This window comes from Sphingopyxis sp. YF1 (assembly GCF_022701295.1).
Taxonomy (GTDB): Bacteria; Pseudomonadota; Alphaproteobacteria; order Sphingomonadales; family Sphingomonadaceae; genus Sphingopyxis.
This window is the reverse complement of sequence record NZ_CP033204.1, coordinates 3623697-3642122: the sequence shown is the minus strand read 5'-3', so window position 1 is coordinate 3642122 and position 18426 is coordinate 3623697. Positions and strand designations below refer to the sequence as shown.

The following is an 18426-nucleotide window of genomic DNA, read 5'->3' as shown; positions in this document are numbered from 1 at the left end:
GGATGTCTCAAGTCGATGGCAGCTATGATTGCGTAACCAAGTCGCCGATGGGCGACCAGAAGTCGGTGTTCACCGTCACCACCAGCGGTGACAGCTTCACCGGCCAGAACGCCGGGGCGATGGGTTCGCTCGATGTCGAGAATGGCAAGGTCGACGGCAACAAGCTGACCTGGACCATGAACATGAAGGTGCCGATGCCGATGACGCTCGAATGCGAAGCGACGATCGACGGCGACGCGCTGACCGGCACGATCAAGGCCGGCGCTTTCGGTTCGATGGCGATGACCGGTACCCGCCAGGGCTGACCGGTCACCGATCTGCGAAAAGCGAAGGGCCGCCCCGAAAGGGGCGGCCCTTTTGCGTTGATGGAACACGCGCGCGAAGCCGTAAAGCCGCGGCGATGACGCGCCGGCCTTTGGGGCCGGGTGTCCTTCCGGCAAAACCTGGCCCGGGCTGTCGGTCGTTTTCGGGCAGACGACCGGCTGCGGCCACAGGATCCTCCCTGTCGCGCAGCGATGGGGAGGGGGACCGTCCGCGAAGCGGATGGTGGAGGGGCCGGCAACGCTGCGCCATAGCCCCTCCCGTCAGCGCTGCGCCTTCGGCGCAGTTTACCCTGAGCGCCTGCAAGGCAGTCGAAGGGCGCTGCCACCTCCCCATCGCTGCGCGACAGGGAGGAGCGGCAGGAAGCGAACGTCCGCTTCCCACCCCAAAGCTGCCTTCCGTCGGTTCGTTGCGTCGCGCCGGGATCGGCGGGGGCTATCCAAAACGGGCGGGCGGGCGCATAGCGCTGTTGCAATGCACAATATTCCTGTTTCTTCCCCGCCCGAAACGACCCGGCCCGGACTTCCCGGCCCGCGCGAGATGGTCGTGATGATGGCGATGGTGATGGCGCTCAACGCGCTCGCCATCGATGCGATGCTGCCCGCGCTCCCTGCGATCGCCAAGGGGCTCGGGGTCGCCGTTGCGAACGATCGCCAATATGTGATCTCGATCTATATCTTCGGGACCGCGCTCGGCGCGCTCGTCTATGGTCCGCTCGCCGACCGGTTCGGGCGCAAGGGGGTGCTCGTCCCGGCGCTGATCGCCTACACGCTGTTTGCGCTTGGCTGCGGGCTCGCGACCAGCTTTCCGATGCTGCTGGCGCTGCGTTTCGGGCATGGCGTCGTCAGCGCCGCGCTCGGCGTGATCGTCGTCGCGGTGATCCGCGACCTGTTTTCGGGCGACGCGATGGCGAAGCGGCTGTCGCTGATCTTCCTCGTCTTCATGATCGTCCCGATCATCGCGCCGACGATCGGCGCCGGGGTTGCCGCGCTCGCGGACTGGCGTGCGATCTTCCTCGTCCTCGCCGCGATGGGCGTCGTCATGCTGCTGTGGCTGCGCCGCCTGCCCGAAACGCTCGACCCCGCCGATGTGCGGCCGCTCGACGCGCGGACGATGGTCGCGGGCTGGATGACGGTGACGCGGCACCGCCGCGCCGCGGGCTATATGCTCGCCTCGGGGGTGATGCAGGCGGCGCTGTTCGGCTATCTCAACAGCAGCGAGCAGATCATCGCCGAAGTGTTCGACGCGCAGTCGCTCTTCCCGCTCGTCTTCGCCTGCGTCGCGGTGGGCATCGCGATCGCCAATTTCTCGAACGCCGCGATCGTCGAGCGCTTCGGCGCGCGGCGGGTGTCGCAGACCGCGGTTTTTGCTTTCATGGCGACCTCGATCGCGCAAGTCGCCGCGGCGCTGGGCGGCACCGAGACGCTCGCCATGTTCACCGGGCTGATGATGGTCAACGTCGGGCTGATCGGTTTCATCGGCAGCAATTTCGGATCGATCGCGATGGAGGATTTCGGGCATATGGCCGGCATCGCCTCCTCCTATCAGAGCTTTGCCAAGGCGCTTGTCGCGGCGCTGCTCGGCGCCTTCATCGGCCAGCAATATGACGGCACGACGCTGCCGCTCGCTTACGCCTTTCTGGCCAGCGCCGCCGCCGGCCTGCTGCTGGTGCTGTGGGCCGAACGCGGCAAGCTCTTTACCCGTCCGGGTACCGCGCCGAAGAGCCCCTATTGAGGACAAAAAGAAAGGGGGCCGACGCCCCCTTTCCCGTCAATCCTTGAACGACGGCACCGGCGGAACCGGCGGCGGCGGCGCGTCGGCATCGTCCTCGTGCACTTCGACATGGCCGCGCCCGACATGGCTGCGCGAGCGGCTGTAGAGGAAATAGACGATGAGTCCGACCCCCGCCCAGATCAGGAAGAGGTTGATGCTCTTCTGGTCGAGGTTGAAGAAGAGATAGAGGCACCCCAAGATCGCGATCGGCGCCGTGATATAGATCAGCGGTGTCTTGAACGGCCGGTGACGGCCCGGATCGGTGCGGCGGATCACCATCACCGCGATCGACACTGCGGCGAAGGCGAAGAGCGTGCCCGAGTTCGAGATGTTCGCCAGCTGTCCCACGGGGAAGAAGGCGGCGAACAGCGCGACCGCGATGCCGGTGATGATCGTGATCACGTGCGGCGTGTTGAACTTGGGGTGGATCTTCGAGAAGGCCTGCGGCAGCAGTCCGTCGCGGCTCATCACGAAGAAGATGCGGGTCTGGCCGAACATCATCATCAGGATGACCGAGGGCAGCGCGAGGCCAGCGGCGAGGCCGATCAGGTTGCCGATCTGCGGCCAGCCGATTTCGCGCAGCGTCCAGGCAAGCGCTTCCTTCGAACAGACGACTGCCTGGTCGCCGATCGCGCCGCACGCGGCGGCAAGCTCGCGGCTGCCGGGTTCGAGCGCGTGGCCCGCGGCAGCGTCGATCCCGACCGGCTGCGCGCCGACCGAGCCGATGACGCCCGCGGCGACGAGCAGGTAGAAGATGGTGCAGATCGCAAGGCTGCCGATCAGGCCGATCGGCATGTTGCGCTGCGGGTTCTTGGTTTCCTCGGCCGCGGTCGAAACCGCGTCGAAGCCGACATATGCGAAGAAGATCGACGCCGCGGCGGCGCCGATGCCGCCGATGCCGAGCGGCGCGAAGGGCTCGAAATTCTCCATGTTCATCACCGGGACGGCGAGGATGATGAAGAGCGTCAGCGCGGTCACCTTGATGACGACGAGGATGGCGTTGATCGTGGCCGATTCGCGCGTGCCGATGACGAGGAGCATGGTGACCACGCCGGCGATGAACATCGCGGGCAGGTTGATCATGCCGCCGTCGAACGGCCCGAGCACGAATTTCGCGGGTATGTCTATCCCGAAGCTATGCTCGATCAACCCGACGACATAGCCCGACCAGCCGACCGACACCGCGCCCGCGGCGACCGCATATTCGAGGATCAGCGCCCAGCCGACCATCCATGCGATGAGCTCGCCCATCACGGCGTAGCTGTAGGTGTAGGCCGAACCCGACACCGGCACCATCGACGCCATTTCGGCGTAGCAGAGCGCGGCGAAGGCGCAGACGAAGCCGGCGATGATGAAGCTGATCATCATGCCCGGGCCCGCCTTTTGCGCGGCTTCGGCGGTGAGCACGAAAATCCCGGTCCCGATCACGGCGCCGATCCCCAGCATGGTGAGCTGGAAGGCGCCGAGCGTTCGCGTAAGCGATTTTTTCTCCGCCGTCGCCAAAATGGCATCCAGCGGCTTTACGCGGTCAAACAACATAGAGAATGTCCCCTTGTCGGGCCGCCACGACCGGCGCCCGTCTCCTGGCCGCGCAGACTAGCCGCTCCGCTCGTCAGCGCAACTTAATTTCAGAGTTGTGACAGGCCGAAAGCGGCGAGTCGCGGCGGGATGGCCGGGGTCGGGCAAACATGTCCGGCCGCCCGGCAAAAGGGCGCGTGGGGTCAGCGCACCGTGAAGCGGACGCGGTCGACCATGCGGCCGCCGGGATCGACGAGCGTCAGCATGTGCGCGCCGGGGCGCGGCAGGATCTGCTGGCCCGCATCGGCGTCGCCGAGCGGGGTCTTGTCGAGGAGCAGGCGATAGCCCGCAACCTCGCCGCTGACCGCGACCGCGAGCCGCTGGCGGTCGATCGGGATGTCGGGGTCGAGCGCATAGACGCTGCCGCTGACCGGGCTGGTGATGCGCGGGCGCCGCGCGGCGGCGGGGGCGGCCGCCATTTCGGCCTGGCCGGTGCCGCGGATGAAATATTCGCGGCGCGGCGGTTCGCGCGTGCCGGGGAGCGCGATCTGCTTTGCCTCGACCCCCTCGGGCATGGCGGGGGGCTTGCCGGGATTGCCGGCGTGGAGCGCCATCATCACGTCGCGCCAGACCGGTGCGGCGCCCGAGGTGCCCGAGACGGCGCGCATCGAATCGCCCTCGAGATTGCCGACCCACACCGCGACGGTGAAGCGGTCGGACCAGCCGACGCACCAATTGTCGCGCATGCCCTTCGAGGTGCCGGTCTTGGCGGCCGCCCAGAAGGGCAGGCGCAGCGCGCTGTCGGCGCCGAAGGCGTCGGCGCGGGCGGTCGCGTCGGCGAGGATATCGCCGACGATGAAGGCGGCAGCCGGGGAGACGACCGCGCGCGGACCGTCGCGATCGTCGCGCGCTGCGGTGAAGTGAACGGGGGACCATTGTCCCGAATTCGCAAAGGTCCTGAAGGCGTTGGCCTGTTCGACCAGCGACACTTCGGCCGAGCCGAGGGCCAGGCTGAAGCCGTAATATTCGCCGTCCTCGACGATGCCGTGATAGCCGAGCGCCCACAGCCGGTCTCGGAACTGCTGGACGTCGTCGATGACGAGCGCGCGCACCGCCGGGACGTTGAGCGAGGCGGCGAGCGCCTGGCGGACGCTGACCGGGCCCTTGAAGCTGTGGTCGTAATTCTTGGGCACATAGAGCCCTGAGGCGGTGTCGAGCTGGACCGGGCTGTCGTCGAGGATCGACGCGGCGGTGAGCCAGCGATGCTCGATCACCTGCGCATAGAGGTGCGGCTTCAAGGTCGAGCCCGCCTGCCGCCGCGCGTTGGCGCCGTCAACCTGCGCCGCGGTCGATTTCAGACCGACGCCGCCGACATAGGCGAGCACGTCGCCGGTCGCGTTGTCGAGCACGACGACCGCACCGTCGCGCACGCGGTCGGCGCCGAGCCCCGAAAGCTGGCGGCGGAGCGCGACGATCGCGGCTTCCTGGATGCGGCGGTCGATCGTGGTGGTGACGCGCTTGCCGGGCTTGTCGAGCAGGCGGACTGCGAGGTGCGGCGCGAGCGCCGGATCGAGCTCGGCGATGCGCTCGCCCGAGACGAGCGTCGCCGCGGCGGCGCGGAGCGGGCCGCAGTCCTTTGGTGCGCGCCCGGTCGCCCGGGCCGCGCGGCAGGCGCGCTGGCCGAGCGCCTCGGCGCCCGCGGCGGGGTTGGGGAGGAGGCCCGCGAACAGCGCGGCGTCGGTGCGGTCCATGTCGGCGGGTTTCTTGCCGAACAGCGCGCGCGCCCCGGCGCCGATCCCCTGCGTCTCGCCGCGCAGCGGCACGAGGTTGAAATAGGCCTCGAGCATCTGCTCGCGGCTCCAGTCCGCCGCGAGCGCCTGTCCGGCGCGCATCTGACGCAGCTTGGCGAGCCAGCCGCGCTGGCCGGGGAGCGCGAGGTCGGGTGCAAGGAAACCCGCAAGCTGCATCGGCAGCGTCGAGGCGCCGCGCGAGCGCCCGCCGGTCCCCCCGAGGTTCAGGCGGGTTCTCGCGGCGCTGGCGATCGCAAGCCAGTCGACCCCGCCGTGCGACCAGTAGCGCTTGTCCTCGCTCGCGACGACGGCGCTGCGCACCGGTTGCGCGATGTCGGCGAGCGGCACCCATGCCATGCGGCGCCGCGCAAAATCGACGCGCTCGCTGTCGAGCAGGCGGCCGTCGCGGTCGTAGAGCCACGCCTCGCTGGGTTTCCAGCCCTGGCGCACCTCGTCGTAGGACGGCATCGCCGGGGGCTTGGTGAGCAGGTGGGCGATCGTCGTGAGGATGAGCAGCGCGAGCGCGAGCCAGGCGAGGGCGTCGCGGATGCGGGATTTGGCGGGCATGGACTGAGCGGCCTAAAGAATCCTCCCCGTGCCGCAGGCATGGGGAGGAGGACCATCCGAAGGATGGGGGAGGGGCTGCGACGCCAGCGCCAAAGCCCCTCCGTCAGCGCTTCGCGCTGCCACCTCCCCATCGCTGCGCGACAGGGAGGATCTTATTCGCACACAGCCCACCATCACGGCGCCACGCTCGCCACGGTCAGCGGCGCGTTGGGCCACTGGCCGCGGATCGCGGGCGAATACATCGCCTCGACGCGCGTCGGGGGCAGGGTGAATTTGCCCGAACCGTTGAGCCGCACGACATATTCGACCGCGTGGGTGCCCGCGGGCATCCAGCCGAAATGGCCGCGCCAGCTGTCCTTGCCGCGTTCGACATAGCTCGGCTGCGCGCCGTCGCCACCGGCCTGTTCGCCGAGCATCTGCGACTGGCCGCCGAGATTGCCGACGATCGTCGCGCCCGGCGCGATCGGGTCGTTGACGACGACCCACGTGCGGCCGGCGGCGGCGGTGACCTCGATACGCACCTTGATCACGTCGCCGCGCGTCAGCGTACCCGGGGTCGCCGCCTTGACGACGCTCACGCTGCGCTTGATCCGGTATCCCGCGTTGAGCGGTTCCTTGAGCGGCACCGCGGCCTTGACGCTGACCACCGCCCACGGCGAACCCGTGCCGTCGTGGGCGAGGCGCATCGTTCCCGCGGCGAGCGGGACGCGCAGCGGGCTGACCGCATCGGGAAGCGGCCACGCCTGCGTCGCGCTGGCGCCCATCAGCTCGATGCGGCTGACGCCGGTGATCGCGCTGGCGGGATACAGCTCGGCGAAGCGGCGCACGACGACCGAACCCCAGGCGTTGGCGGGGGTGGTGTCCCAATGGCCGCGGCGCTGGCGCTGCGCGACGCCGACCATCAGCTTGCCCGCGTCATTTTCCCAGCCCTTGCGGCCGAGCACCGCGTCGAGCGCCTTGATCGCCATCTCGTCGCCGCTGACCATCATCCACCACGGCGCCTTCGCATCGTCGACGAGATCGACGCGCGTGCCTTCGTAGACGAGGCGCTTCCGGAGTTCGGCCTCGGCCGCGGTGCGCAGCGCGGGGGCGTTGCGGACCCCGGGGGTGCGTTCGATCGCGATCAGCCAGTCGGCGAGCGTGCCCGTCGCCATGTCGGCGGGGACCATGTCGATCGCCGCGACGAGGCGCGGGCTCGACGCCCCGCTCCGCGCGAGCGCGGCGAGCGCGGCGACGCGGACCGGGCGGATGTCGTAGGGGCCGTAGCCGCGGCGCGACAGCCGCCCTTCGACCACCGCCTGCAGCGCCTTGACCATCTTCGCCTTCGAATCCTCGGGGATGGCAAAGCCGTTGGCGGCGGTGATCGCCAGCACGTGCGCGGTGAGTTCGGCCGAGCCCTCGAGCCGGTCGTTGGGCCAGTAGCGGAGCAACCCGTCCTTATCGAGATAGGTCGGGAGCGCGCCCGCCAGCGCCTGCCAGCGGCCGACGTCGTTGAGCGCGACCGCGCGCGAAACCGACTGTTCGAAACAATTATAGGGGTAGAGCGCCATATAGTCGCGCACCCCGGCGAGCGGCGGCGCGAGCGTGCCCGCGAGCGCGACATCGACATAGCCGCCCGCGAGCGCGCCGGTCGGGATGCCGATCGGCAGGCTGGTGTCGGGGCCGACGCGGAAGAGGCTGGCGGCCCAGGTCTCGACCGGCACCGCGGGCTCGACGATCTGTTCGAAGACGAGGCGGTCGCGCGCCTTGCCGTCCTTCGTCGCGGCCTCGACGGTCCATTCGAGCGGACCCGCACTTTCGGGTGCGGTCATCGACCAGCTGATCGGCACCGCGCCGCCCGCCGGGATGGTGACGGTGAGCGGCGGCGCGGTCGCGACCGCCGGCGACAGCGTCGGCGTGGCGGTGACCGTCATCGCCCTGTCGGTGCCGTTGCGCAGCGTGAAGCGCGCGTCGTAGGTGTCGCCGGTGCGCACGAGGTCGGGGAGCCCGGCGAAGACGCCGAGATCCTGGACGGTGCGGACGCTCGCTTCGCCGGTGCCGAAATATTGCGACCCGTCGGTCGCGATCGCGACGAGGCGGAACGCCGACAGATTGTCGCTGAGCGGCACGTCGACGGTTGCGCGGCCCTTGGCGTCGAGCGGGACGCGGCCCTTCCACAGCAGCACCGGGCGGAAATCCTCGCGGGTGAGTCCGCTGAGGTCGCCGCCGCCGCCGCCGCCGGGTTCGAGCGCCTTGCGGCCATAGTGGCGCTTGCCGACAACCTGCATCTGCGCGGTCGAGGTGAGCACGTCGAGCGTGCGCTGGCCCATCATCGCGTCGATCAGCTTCCAGCTGTCGTTCGGCGCGAGCTGGAGCAGCGCCTCGTCGACCGCGACGAAGGCGACGTCGGCGTTTGCCGGCGGCTTGCCACCGGGCGCCTTGACCTCGATGCTCGCCTTCGCGGTTTCGCGAACGGCATATTTTTCCTTGTCGGCGCGGACCTTGACCGCGAGCTGATGCCCTTCCCAGCCGACCTTGATGCGCGCGATGCCCATGCGATAGGCGGGCTTGGCGAGGTCGACGAGCGCGGTCGGCGGGGCGCCCTCGCTATTTTCGATCTGGAAACCTACCGCGCGCTTCATCTTGCGGAACCAGCTTTCCTGGCCGGTCACGCGACCGCGCACCGCCATCACCGAGACATAGACGTCAGGGGCATAGGTGGCGGGCAGCTTGACCTTCACCACGGGATCGGTGCCCTTGAGCGGCATCACGAAGCTCGACAGCACGCCCTCGCGTTCGACTGTGACGAGCGCGGTCGCTTCGCGGAAGGGCATGCGGACCTGGAAGCTCGCGGTGTCGCCCGCGGCGTAGCGCGGCTTTTCGGCGATCACGTCCATGCGGTCGCCATTGTCGCCGCCGAACCACCAGTCGTCGTCGCCCGCGAGCCAGACCGAGCGCACCGCGCGCGCTTCGTTGCCGTCGGCGTCGACGGTGGTCGCGACGACGGTGACCTCGCCCGAAATGCCGGGCGCCATCGCGCAGCGCGCGCGGCCGAGCTTGTCGGTGGTGGCGCTGCACGCGGCGTCGATGCGTTTCGTGCGCATCTGGTTGTCATAGGCGTAGAAGCCGCCGATCAGGCGGCGCCGCGCGGTGATGATCTCGCGGCTGTAGAGCGCGACCTGGACACGCTGGCCCGCGATCGGCTTGCCGTCGAGTCCGAGCGCGACGAAATTGAGCCGCAGGTCGTTGTCGCGCATCAGCCAGCCATCGGTCTTCAGGCCCAAGCGAACGGCGGAGGGGAAGAGGGTGATGCGGCGGCTCGACGTCAGCGTCTCGCCATTGGCGTCCTCATAATCCATCTCGACCGCCATCTGGGTCGGTTCGACGATCGGCTGGTCGACCATGACACTGGTCGTCGCGGCGCCGTTGGCGTCGAGGCGCAGCGGCACCGAACGCGCAAGCGGCAGGTCGGCCTCGGGCTCCTCGCCGCTGTCGTCGAGCTGGACGATGCCTTCCTTCACCGGACGGCCGTCGAAATCCCAGTCGGCATAATCCTCGGGCGGCGACCAGCGCGGCGCGAAGCTGGTGCGCAGCTCGACGGGCATGTTCGGTGCGGGGCCGCCCGACAGATAGCCGACGAACAGCGACAGCGGCACCTGCCCCGGGCGCACCAGCGCCTCCTTGGGCCCGGTCACGGTCGCCTTCATCGTCGGCAGGCGATATTCGTCGACCTTGACCGACTGGCTGGTCCAGATCGTCTTGTCCTCGCCGTCCTTGTCCTTGGTCACGAAGACGAGGTCGTAATCGCCCATCGGGGCCGACGCAGGCACGTTCCACACGTTTTCGCCGCTGCCGCCCGTGTCGATGCTGAACGGCATCTCGAACTCGGTATCCGAACCGCGGTGGACGAGGCGGAGCTTGCCCGCCATCGGCTTGGGGGTCGAAAAACCGGTGCCGACGGGACGGCGCAGGATGTGCTTCATATGGACGCTCTCGCCCGCCTTGACGAGCGCGCGGTCGAACAGCGTGTGGAGGATGTCGTCGCGTTCGGACCAGCCATAGGGCAGGTCGAAGTCATAGGGGCGGATGCCGCTGCCCCAGTCGGTGAGGGTAAAGCTGAAATCGTCGCCGCTGCGCGCGCTGACCATCAGCGCATGGCCTTCGCTCACTGCCGGGTCGGGGTTTTCCTCGCAGCCCGAATAGGTTTCGGGCTTGGGGAGGCCCGAGGCAAAGGCGAGACGGCCGGCCTTGTCGGCGGTGCCGCGCGCGAGCAGGCGCCCGGTGCAGCTGTCGGTGACGCGGATCTCGGCGCCCGCGACGGGCAGGCCGGTGTCGAGTGAGGTCACCCACGCGAGCGAGCTTTCGCGGCCCCATTTGAAATGCACCGCCATGTTGGTGACGAGCGCGGCGGTGGTGACGTAGCGTGTTGCCTTGCGCCCGAGCAGCGCGGCGCCGAGTTCGGGACTCGCGACCTCGACGATATGGAAACCCTTTTCGCCGAGCGGGATGCCGACGACCTCGAACTCCTTGCCGCCCGCGGCAGGGGACAGTTGCAGGTCGCGGCGCTCGCCGCCCGCAGGCGCGCCGTCGAACACCGACTTGGTACCGGTGTAATTGACCGTGACGTCCTTGCCGCTCGCGTCCTTTTCCTCGCGATAGTCGGTGTCGTCGGCGTCGGCGACGCGTTTCAGCCAGCGCGCGATCGCGGCATCGTCGTCGCCGACCTTGAGCAGGCTGGCGGGCATCTTGAGGTTCGACTGCACCATCGACGCCTCGACCCCGCGCACGGTGACGGGCAGCACGCCGCCCTCGCTCGCCTCGAGGATGCCGAATTCGGCGGCGAACTTGACCAGCGGCGGCGCGCGGTCAATGTGGAATTTGAGCGGGAAATTCGTCCGGTTCTGCAAGCTTCGGCCGCTCTGGTCGGTGACGTCGGCGGGGAGCACGAGCGTTGCATCGACATTCTGCGGCAGCGGGCCGGTGAAGCGGACCGCGGTGACGAAGGCATCGTTCTTGTCGTCGTCGTCGAGCTTCGGCGCCACACTCTTGCCGTCGGCGGTCCTGAGCGTCGCGGCGAGCGCGGTGTCGCGCGCGACCGGCGAGGCGAAGCTCAGCGTGATGTCCTTGAGCGGGTTGCATCCCGCCTGCGGATTGACGCGGCTGCACGACATTTTGGCGGTGAAGGCGGGGCGTACGTCATAGTCGAAACGCTGGTCGCGCCCCGCGGTGCGCGCCGGCGCACCCGCTTGGCTGATGCGCGCGTCCCAGACGAGCGCCATCTCGCGCCCGGGGGGCAGCGGGCGGCGGCATTTCACTGGCACGATGCGTTCGAGCACCGCGGCGCGATCGGCGCCCGCGGCGGGGAGTTGCAGCGGAAGACCGCCGTTGTACGCGAATTCCTGCCGCTGCCAGCTGCTGTTGCCGAGGCCGTCGAGGATTTCGGCGGCGGTTTCGGGCTTGAGCACGTCGACCGGGATCTTCTCGCCGATGCCGTCGACCGCGCAATAGGCGTAGCGGCCGACCGAGGCGCGGTCGGCGCCGACATTGGTCGCGACGAGGAAGATCTGATCCTCCTCGATCCCGTCATAGGTGCCGCCGACGAGCACCGCGCGCGCCGAGGGGCCGCCCGAATCGAGCTCGAAGCGGCTGTTGCCGCCGACCCACGTGCCGCCGGCGGTGCGCAGGTTCGGGGTGAGCTCGACCGCGCAGCTGACCCCGCCGGGGAGCGATTTGTCGAATTCGAGCACCCAGGTGCGCGTGTCGACCCAGCGGCCGGTGCCGGGAACGGGGCAGTCGTGCTTGGCGGGGGGCTTGGCGCGCGGGTCGCCGAGCGGGACCATGTCCTCCGAAAAGCGCAGGGTGAAGCGGCTGATCGTGCCGTCGCCGTTGCCCGCGCTGCCCGGGGTGGCGAGAATGACCTGCGGCGTGGTGTCGCCGCCCGCCGCCGCGACGAGTACCGCGAGCGGGACGAGGAGCGCGAATTTCGCCTTTGCGGCCAGCGTCTTGCCCCAGCCTTGCCATGCCGCCATCGCCCAATACTCCTGCCGGTCCCGAGGCTCTATCCTGCTGGAAACAGGCGCGTCTGTCCACCCGTTGCCGCATGTGGCGCACGGTTAACCGCAGTGGTGCGCAGCGCTGTGATCGCGGTCATTGACCGATGCGAAAAGGCCTAGCGGACGAGCATCGGGCCGAGCTTCTGGCCCGCGAAGAGGTGGACGTGGAGGTGCGGCACTTCCTGGTGGCTGTCGGGCCCGATATTGGCGAGCAGGCGATAGCCGGGCGCGACGAGCCCGAGGTCGCGCGCGACGCGGCCCACCGCGCGGACGAAGCCCGCGATCTCGGCCTCGCTGCCGCGTTCGGAAAAATCGTCCCAGCTGACATAGGCGCCCTTGGGGATGACGAGGATGTGCGTCGGCGCCTGCGGGTTGATGTCGTGGAAGGCGAGGGCAAACTCGTCCTCGTAGACGGTCTTCGACGGCAGTTCGCCGCGCAGGATGCGCGCGAAGATGTTGGTCGCGTCATAGGGAAGGGTGGCGTCGATCGGCATGGGGACTCCTGTGCTTATGGCTGGCGCGCGGCTTTTTCGGCGTGGCCCGAGGTGCCGTGGCGGCGGTCGAGTTCGGCGGCGATCGCGTCCCAGCCAAGGCCCCGTTCGGCGAGCAGGATCGAGAGGTGGAAGACGAGGTCGCTCGCCTCGCCGATCAGCGCCGGATCGTCCTCGCTGATCGCTGCAATCACCGTCTCGACGGCTTCCTCGCCGAGCTTCTGCGCGATCTTGCCGCGGCCCTTTGCGGCGAGGCTCGCGACATAGGAGGCCTCGGCCTCGCCCGCCGCCAGCCGGTCGTGCACGACCGCCTCCAGCCGCCCCAGTGCTTCGCCCATCGCCTTGCTCATCGCGCGATCCTTTCGGATGCGTGCCTAGACGCGCCCGGCGTACACGACAAGTCATCGGCACCGGCGCGCGGGCGACGAAATTTTATGCCGCAGTAACCATATCGAAAGGCGACCGGGCGTAGTTTTGCGGAGCCGGGGGGCGGGATCAACTTCTAGTTCGGACAAAATTCATGAAAACGGGCACCAGCTCCCAGGTGTTTCTGGCCGCCACGGCCTCGCTGATCGCGCTCGCGGCCTCACCCGCCGCGGCGCAGACGGAGGGCGATACGATCGTCGTCACCGGATCGCGCATCGCGAAGAGCGAATTCACCAGCGCCGACCCGATCCAGATCGTCGATTCCGATTCGGCCAGATTGCAGGGGCAGGTCCAGCTCGCCGAGATATTGCAATCGACGCCCGCCGCGCAGGGTTCGGTCCAGATCACCTCGGCGCTGTCGAACCGCTTCGTCGCCAACGGCGGCAACGACGTCCAGACGGTGTCGCTGCGCGGGCTCGGCGCCGAACGCACGCTGGTGCTGATCAACGGCCGGCGCGCGGGTCCCGCGGGCATCCGCGGCGCGGTCGCGCCCTTCGACCTCAACGTGCTGCCGCTGTCGGTGGTGCGCGAGGCCCAGATCCTCAAGACCGGCGCCTCGTCGATCTATGGCTCCGATGCGGTCGCGGGCGTGGTCAACATCCTGACCCGCGACGACCTCGACGGCTTCGAAGGCGGCGGATTTTCTTCGGTCACCCAGCATGGCGGGGGCGAAAGCTATGGCGTCGATGCGAGCTTCGGCAGGAAATTCGAGCGCGGGCATGTCTTCGCGACGGTCGACTATTTCCGCCAGCAGAACCTCACCCGCCGCGACCGCGGTTTCCTTTTCTGCTCCGAAGAATATCTGAAGCGCGAAGCCGATGGCAGCCGCGCCGACATCGTCGATTTCCGCACCGGGCGCCCGGCGTGCAGCAGCACGCAGGCAAACATGATCGTGTTCAGCGATTTTTCGGGGGTCGACCCGGACGGCTTTCCGACCTTCGGCCCCGGGCTGATCGCGCCGAACGGGCAGGCGATCTATGCGGGCCAATATGGCGCCGAATTCGCGGGCGTCGGGATCCCGATCAACGCCTACAACCCGATTGGGGTGTTCGGGCCCGCCGATTTCTTCGGGGTCAATTTCGACGGACCATCGACCGGCGCGCTCAACCAGTTCGAGCCCGCCGAACAGGATTCGGACGTGTTTTCGCGCGTCAGCCGGATCAGCGCCTTCGCCGAGGGCGCCTACGATATCACCGACGGGATCACCGCCTATGGCGAATTCCTGTTCAGCAACCGCAAGTCGGCGGGCAACGGCGTCCAGCTGATGACGCTCGAGCAATTCACCGGCGCGTCGATGCTGCCCTTCTTCCTGTGCGATCCGGCCGCGTTCAACTGCGATCCCGGCGATCTGGGCGATCCGCTCAACGGCGACTTCGTCGGCAATCTGATCCTGCGTCCGCGGGTGCTGGTGAAATCGCAGAGCGAGGCCGACGTCGATTATTATCGCGGCGTCCTTGGCCTGCGCGGGACGATCGGCGCGGCGTGGAAATGGGACGTTTACGGCCAGCACAGCCGGTCGGACGCCCGCTATGCGCAGGATATCATCTATCGCGACGCGCTCGCGTCGCAGACGCTGCGCACGCGCTCGTGCGCGGGCACGGTGACCGCGATCCGCGGCGTGCCGTGCATCGATGTCGATTTTACCGATCCGCGCGTGCTGCGCGGCGACTTCACCCCCGAAGAGCGCGCTTTCCTGATGGGACGCGAGACCGGGCGGACATTGTTCAAGCAGACGTCGGCCGAGGCGCTGGTGACGGGCAAATTGTTCGCCCTGCCCGCGGGACCGGTCGGCGCGGCGTTCGGGGCGAACATCCGCCGCGACGAAATCGCCGACACGCCGGGCGCCGCGACGCTCGCGGGCAATGTCGCCAATTTCACGACCTCGGGCATTACCGCCGGGCGTACCGTGTCGAAGGAAGTGTTCGGCGAGGTCGAACTGCCGCTGCTCGAAGGCGTGCCGATGATCGAGCGGCTGACGCTGTCGGGTGCGGCGCGTTATACGCATGTCGAGGCGACCTCGCGCTCGGGCGCGCGGGATGATTTCAGCGACACGACGTGGAAGGTCGGCGCCGACTGGGCGGTCAACGACTGGCTGCGTTTGCGCGGCACCTGGGGCACCTCGTTCCGCGCACCGGCGCTGTTCGAACTTTTCCTGCAGGACCAGACGGGCTTCCTCGGCCAGCAGGATATCGATCCGTGCATCCAGACCGCGGCACGGCTCGCGGCGGGGGCGATCAGCCAGCGCGTTTTCGACAATTGCGCCGCCGACGGCATCGACCCCGATTATGCCGGGGGCGTCGGCCCCGCGACGATCACCTCGGGCGGCGGCCTCGGCCGGCTGAAACCCGAAACCTCGACCGCGAAAACGGTGTCGGTCATCCTCACCCCCGATCTGTCGGGCGCGCTGTGGGGCGGGCTCAAGACGCGCCTCGCGGTCGACTATTTCGACATCAAGGTGAAGGACGAGATCACGCTGCTCGGCGCGGGCAACATCCTGACCAGCTGCTATGATTCGGACAAATTCGCGACCGAGGCCTTCTGCGGCCTGTTCACGCGCACGGCGGCCGGGCCCGACGCGCAGAGCGTCGCGACGGTGACCGATCGCTATGTCAACATCAGCCGCCAGCGGAACCGCGGCGTCGACCTGTCGCTCGCGGTCGATCAGGACCTCGGCAAGCTCGGCGCGCTGGCCTTCCGTGCGCAGATGACCTGGCAGATCGAGGACAAGGTCGAACTCTTCCCCGGCACGACGATCGACGACAACGGCAAGATCGGCAATCCGAAATGGGTCGGCGACTTCAACCTCGGCTGGATGAAGGACGGCTGGACGCTCTTTTACGGGCTCGACGTCACCGGGGCAGCATCGAACATGGCCGACCTGCTGCGCGCGCAGGGCGGCGATCCCTGCCGCACCTCGGGCTTCCGTCCGGGCGGGCGTTTCTGCCCCGACGTCAGCGTGCCCGCGACCTTCTATCATTCGCTGTCGCTGAGCCGCGATGTCGCCGAACGCTTCCGCATCACGCTGGGGGTCGCCAATCTGTTCGATACCCCGCCGCCGCGGGTGTCGACCGTGGTCGCGGGAACCGCACCGGTGATCGGACAGGCGCCCGCCTTCGGGACGCAATATGATTATCTCGGCCGCCGCTTCTTCCTGAGCGTGCGCGGGAAACTGTAGAAGCCGGGCAGGGCGGTTTTTGGGGTGGGAAGCTGTGACTAGCGATCCTCCCTGTGGCCGCAGGCCATGGGGAGGGGGACCGCCGCCGCAGGCGGTGGTGGAGGGGCGGCAACGCTGCGCCATAGCCCCTCCGTCAGCGCTTCGCGCTGCCACCTCCCCATCGCTGCGCGACAGGGAGGATTTCCGATGGCCGCTCCCGGTCGTTAGCGGCCATTCGGATCGCCCGCGATCGCGTCGCCCAAAAAGGCAGGGGAACGGGACTGGACAAGCCCGCGCGCCTCTGGTGAAGCCGCATCATGGCCGAAGTGAAGCTTCATCCCGACTGGCTCGCGCACATTGGCGGCGAGTTCGAGCAGCCCTATATGGCGCAGTTGAAGGCGTTTCTGGCCGACGAGCGCGCCCGCGGCAAGACGATCTATCCGCGGCCCGCGCACTGGTTCGCGGCGCTCGACGCCACCCCGCCGCAGGATGTGCGCGTCGTCATCCTGGGGCAGGATCCCTATCACGGACCGGGGCAGGCGCACGGCCTGTGCTTTTCGGTGCAGCCGGGGGTGCGCACCCCGCCGAGCCTGGTCAATATCTACAAGGAAATGCGGGACGACCTCGGCATCCCGCCGGCGCGCCACGGCTATCTGAAAAGCTGGGCCGAACAGGGCGTGCTGCTGCTCAACAATTGCCTGACGGTCGAGGCCGGCCTTGCCGCGTCGCACCAGAAGCGCGGCTGGGAACGCTTCACCGACGCCGCGGTCGCCGCGGTCGCCGCCGACCCCGCGCCCAAGGTCTTCATCTTGTGGGGCAGCCACGCCCAGAAGAAGGCGGCGAACGTCGCCGGGCTGGCGACGGGCAGCCCGCACCTGATCCTGCGCGCACCGCATCCGTCGCCGCTGTCGGCGCACAACGGCTTTTTCGGGTCGAAGCCGTTCAGCCAGGCGAACGCCTTCCTTGCGGCGCACGGCCGCAGCCCGATCGACTGGGCGCTGCCCGAAAGTCCCGCCGCCGAATGAGCCCGCGCCGGTGAGCATCCTGGCGGACCCCGTGACGCTCGCCGTGCTCGTCGCCGCGGTGATCCTGCTCGGCATGGCGAAGGGCGGGCTCGCCGGGGTCGGCGCGCTCGCGACGCCGCTCGCGGCGCTCGTGCTGCCCCCCGCGACCGCCGCGGCGCTGCTGCTGCCGGTGCTGATCGTGCAGGATGTGATCAGCGTCTGGGCGTTCCGCAAGACGTGGGACGGCTGGATCATTGGCTGGATGCTACCCGGCGCCGCGCTCGGTGTCGCGGCGGGCTGGTTCTACGCCGAGCGCGTCGACGAGGCGCAGCTGATGGCGGCGCTGGGCGCGATCACGCTCGCTTTCGGCCTCTATCGCCTGTGGGTCGAGCGCGGCGGACGGATCGTCGCGGCGTCGCGGTCGCCGGGCTGGGTCGGCACGATCTTTGGCGGCATCATGGGGCTGACGAGCCAGATCGCGCACGCGGGCGGGCCGCCGTTCCAGATGTGGGTGACGCCGCGCAAGCTGCCGCACCTGACCTTTATCGGCACCAGCGCGATCCTCTTCGCGATCGTCAACTGGATGAAGGTGCCCGCTTATCTCGCGCTCGGCGCCTTTCCGCACGAGGTGGTCGTCGCGGCGCTGCTGCTGATGCCGCTCGCGATCGTCTCGACGCTGCTCACCGTGCGCTGGATGAAGCGGATGAACCCCGAACGCTTCTATGTGCTTGTCTATGTGCTGATGGTGCTGCTCGGCGCGAAGCTCTTCTGGGACGGGGCGCACGGATGAGTGCGCCGGTCACGATCCTGGTCGATGCCGACGCCTGCCCGGTGAAGGACGAGGTGTACAAGGTCGCGTGGCGGCACGCGGTCGCGGTCAAGATCGTCAGCAACAGCCGGCTGCGCGTGCCCGAGCACCCGCTGATCGAGCGGGTGGTGGTGTCCGATGGTTTCGACGCCGCCGACGACTGGATCGCCGACGCGGCGACGCCGCGCAGCATCGTCGTCACCGCCGACATATTGCTCGCCGACCGCGCGCTCAAGGCGGGGGCGATGGTGCTCGCCCCGAACGGCAAGCCCTTTACCGCGGCGTCGATCGGCCCGGCGATCGCGACGCGCGCGATCATGGCCGACCTGCGCGCGGGAATGGGCGACGGGGTCGGCGGACCGCCGCCCTTTTCGAAGGCCGACCGTTCGACCTTCCTCCAGGCGCTCGACGCCGCGCTGGTGCGGCTGAAGCGCGGCTGATTCGCGCCGATTCGCGGGTCCGACCTTTCCGGACGATTTTCTTTTGCTGCAATTTCAGGGAGCTGCGAACATTTTTCGCGGCCAGTGATGTGGCTCACGGTC

At 68.7% G+C, this 18426-nt stretch carries 11 protein-coding genes; 6 read left to right on the top strand and 5 right to left on the bottom strand.

Annotated elements, in window-relative coordinates; genetic code table 11:
* The first annotated feature begins 2 nt into the window (after positions 1–2).
* Both EAO27_RS17575 and EAO27_RS17570 read left to right on the top strand, forming a co-directional pair.
* Positions 3–305 carry a hypothetical protein gene (locus EAO27_RS17575; RefSeq protein ID WP_242772463.1) on the top strand — a complete coding sequence of 101 codons (303 nt, stop codon included), beginning with the start codon at positions 3–5 and terminating at the stop codon, positions 303–305.
* Between the two features lie 490 nt (positions 306–795).
* Positions 796–2055, top strand: a complete 1260-nt coding sequence (locus EAO27_RS17570) for a multidrug effflux MFS transporter (RefSeq protein WP_242772461.1) — start codon at positions 796–798, stop codon at positions 2053–2055.
* A 36-nt stretch (positions 2056–2091) separates the two neighbouring features.
* Here the strand turns inward: EAO27_RS17570 and EAO27_RS17565 are convergent, their stop codons facing one another.
* The 5 genes from EAO27_RS17565 to EAO27_RS17545 form a co-directional block, all read right to left on the bottom strand.
* The gene (locus tag EAO27_RS17565) at positions 2092–3633 is read right to left on the bottom strand and encodes an amino acid permease (RefSeq protein ID WP_242772451.1); all 1542 of its coding nucleotides are present in this window, start codon (positions 3631–3633) and stop codon (positions 2092–2094) included.
* A 182-nt stretch (positions 3634–3815) separates the two neighbouring features.
* On the bottom strand, positions 3816–5969 hold the full coding sequence (gene pbpC, locus EAO27_RS17560; RefSeq protein WP_242772448.1) for a penicillin-binding protein 1C: 2154 nt from the start codon (positions 5967–5969) through the stop codon (positions 3816–3818).
* Positions 5970–6142: 173 nt separating this feature from the next.
* On the bottom strand, positions 6143–11977 hold the full coding sequence (locus EAO27_RS17555) for an MG2 domain-containing protein (RefSeq protein WP_242772445.1): 5835 nt from the start codon (positions 11975–11977) through the stop codon (positions 6143–6145).
* A gap of 140 nt (positions 11978–12117) precedes the next feature.
* Positions 12118–12495, bottom strand: coding sequence for a histidine triad nucleotide-binding protein (locus EAO27_RS17550; protein ID WP_242772442.1), 378 nt, complete (start codon positions 12493–12495; stop codon positions 12118–12120).
* A 14-nt stretch (positions 12496–12509) separates the two neighbouring features.
* The gene (locus tag EAO27_RS17545) at positions 12510–12842 is read right to left on the bottom strand and encodes a phosphoribosyl-ATP diphosphatase (RefSeq protein WP_242772439.1); all 333 of its coding nucleotides are present in this window, start codon (positions 12840–12842) and stop codon (positions 12510–12512) included.
* Between the two features lie 170 nt (positions 12843–13012).
* Here EAO27_RS17545 and EAO27_RS17540 point away from each other — a divergent pair, with 170 nt between their 5' ends.
* The 4 genes from EAO27_RS17540 to EAO27_RS17525 all read left to right on the top strand — a co-directional run bounded on the left by EAO27_RS17540 (position 13013) and on the right by EAO27_RS17525 (position 18324).
* Complete coding sequence (locus EAO27_RS17540) at positions 13013–16093, top strand: TonB-dependent receptor (RefSeq protein WP_242772437.1); 3081 nt, start codon at positions 13013–13015, stop codon at positions 16091–16093.
* Between the two features lie 296 nt (positions 16094–16389).
* Complete coding sequence (gene ung / locus EAO27_RS17535; RefSeq protein WP_242772434.1) at positions 16390–17097, top strand: uracil-DNA glycosylase; 708 nt, start codon at positions 16390–16392, stop codon at positions 17095–17097.
* Positions 17098–17107: 10 nt separating this feature from the next.
* Entirely contained in the window at positions 17108–17866 is a 759-nt protein-coding gene (locus EAO27_RS17530) for a sulfite exporter TauE/SafE family protein (protein ID WP_242772431.1), read from the top strand.
* Positions 17863–18324: a YaiI/YqxD family protein gene (locus EAO27_RS17525; protein WP_242772428.1), complete on the top strand. Its 462-nt coding sequence runs from the start codon at positions 17863–17865 to the stop codon at positions 18322–18324. The genes EAO27_RS17530 and EAO27_RS17525 overlap by 4 nt, the downstream gene beginning before the upstream one ends.
* Positions 18325–18426 lie beyond the last annotated feature (102 nt).

What these genes read in the sequence shown, in the direction of transcription:
- EAO27_RS17555 (WP_242772445.1), bottom strand. Translation starts at nt 11,977, where the DNA reads ATGGCGGCATGGCAAGGCTGGGGCAAGACGCTGGCCGCAAAGGCGAAA.
- EAO27_RS17550 (WP_242772442.1), bottom strand. Translation starts at nt 12,495, where the DNA reads ATGCCGATCGACGCCACCCTTCCCTATGACGCGACCAACATCTTCGCG.
- EAO27_RS17540 (WP_242772437.1), top strand. Translation starts at nt 13,013, where the DNA reads ATGAAAACGGGCACCAGCTCCCAGGTGTTTCTGGCCGCCACGGCCTCG.
- EAO27_RS17570 (WP_242772461.1), top strand. Translation starts at nt 796, where the DNA reads ATGCACAATATTCCTGTTTCTTCCCCGCCCGAAACGACCCGGCCCGGA.
- pbpC (WP_242772448.1), bottom strand. Translation starts at nt 5,969, where the DNA reads ATGCCCGCCAAATCCCGCATCCGCGACGCCCTCGCCTGGCTCGCGCTC.
- EAO27_RS17575 (WP_242772463.1), top strand. Translation starts at nt 3, where the DNA reads ATGTCTCAAGTCGATGGCAGCTATGATTGCGTAACCAAGTCGCCGATG.
- EAO27_RS17565 (WP_242772451.1), bottom strand. Translation starts at nt 3,633, where the DNA reads ATGTTGTTTGACCGCGTAAAGCCGCTGGATGCCATTTTGGCGACGGCG.
- EAO27_RS17525 (WP_242772428.1), top strand. Translation starts at nt 17,863, where the DNA reads ATGAGTGCGCCGGTCACGATCCTGGTCGATGCCGACGCCTGCCCGGTG.
- EAO27_RS17545 (WP_242772439.1), bottom strand. Translation starts at nt 12,842, where the DNA reads ATGAGCAAGGCGATGGGCGAAGCACTGGGGCGGCTGGAGGCGGTCGTG.
- ung (WP_242772434.1), top strand. Translation starts at nt 16,390, where the DNA reads ATGGCCGAAGTGAAGCTTCATCCCGACTGGCTCGCGCACATTGGCGGC.